We start from the raw sequence: 1,319 nt of genomic DNA, 5'->3' as shown, positions 1-1,319 counted from the left end.
CATTCTTTCGGGTCTGTTTCTGTATTACCGTAAGCTGCTGCTTGGTATGCGTGATACTTCAAACAACAGCCTAGAACAGAGTGCTTAATCTAATTCAAATGTGCTTGAAACTCGTGCTTTGAATTCGATATTTTTGATTTGATAGGTGTCAGGTTCATCCGCGCTTTGGGCTTCCACAGCCATCGCGCGCATTGGACTTGGCGAGGGACGATCGCTGTGCTCAATGTTGTGTTCAACATACTGAATTTTGCCGAGCTCAGCTCCATATGATTGAGCAATAACCTGCGCAGCAGATTTGGTTTTTTCAATTGCGTTTTGTAAAGCTATTGCGTGTGCTTCAGAAGAATCTTTGACATCAAAACGTATCGCGTTTACGCGGGAAACCTCAGACGCGGTAATGGCATTCACCAAAGATTCAAGTTGGTCGAGGTTGGAAAGTGAGAAGTTAACGAAACGGGTCACTTGGTAGCCTTCTAGAGATCTTACTTTATCTTGATAGTTGTATCGAGGTGCAATGTTTACTTGGCTACTGTCCAAGGAGTCTTTGTCTACATCGAAGTCTTTCAATGAGTTAAGGAGCTTGCTAACTTGATTGCTTGTAAAATCTCTCGCAAGATCGGCGGTGTCCGCTGTGTGCTCAAAACTAAGACTGATGCGAGCGAGCTCCGGTTCGACAGAAGAGGTACCGATCGCAGAAACTCGAATGCCGTTTTGCTCTGATGCTGCAATGTGGGTCGAGAATATAGAAAAGACAAACATAGCTCCGAGTAAGATAAGAGAAATGGCGCGGTCAGGACCTTGTTCTAAGTTCATTGAGCGAGGCATAGAGGGTGGACTCCAAGTTGTTAAGGTTTAGCAACGTGTAAATACGGTGCAGGGATCACTAAAGTTATAGCGTAGGTCTTTATGACCAGCTTAGTCNAAATTAGCTGTGTACCTTTGCAAAGTGCAATGAAACACAACGAAAAAATAGAAAGAGATCAGCAGTATGAAAATTGGAATATTAGATTGTGATGAGATTGCGCCGGAGTTAGTTGATGACTATCCCAATTATGCATCCATGTTTTGTGACCTGTTAGCCAAAACCACTTTGGCAGCGGAGCAGCCAGAATTTATTCGGTACAAGGCATGCCATGGGGAATTACCTTCCAATGTTAGCGACTGCGACGCGTACTTGATCAGTGGCAGTAAAACCGGGGTCTATGACGAGGTTGAATGGCGTGAACCTCTCAGAATACTCGTTCAGAATATATATGATGCAGGTATTCGTGTCGTGGGTATTTGTTTCGGCCATCAGCTACTGGCAGATGTCCTTGGAG

Annotated in this window: 1 protein-coding gene and 1 pseudogene; one reads left to right on the top strand and one right to left on the bottom strand. The window is 44.5% G+C overall.

Annotated features, from left to right (window positions below):
- Positions 1-84: 84 nt before the first annotated feature.
- Entirely contained in the window at positions 85-825 is a 741-nt protein-coding gene (locus A3750_RS20235; RefSeq protein WP_068451909.1) for an SIMPL domain-containing protein, read from the bottom strand.
- A 163-nt stretch (positions 826-988) separates the two neighbouring features.
- On the opposite strand from A3750_RS20235, the pseudogene A3750_RS20230 reads away from it, so the two are divergent.
- Positions 989-1,319, top strand: a pseudogene (locus tag A3750_RS20230) (GMP synthase); the annotation flags it as partial.

The sequence above is a fragment of the Oleiphilus sp. HI0079 genome, assembly GCF_001635105.1.
The sequence above is the reverse complement of the archived record's forward strand: the minus strand, read 5'-3'. Positions and strand labels throughout refer to the sequence as shown.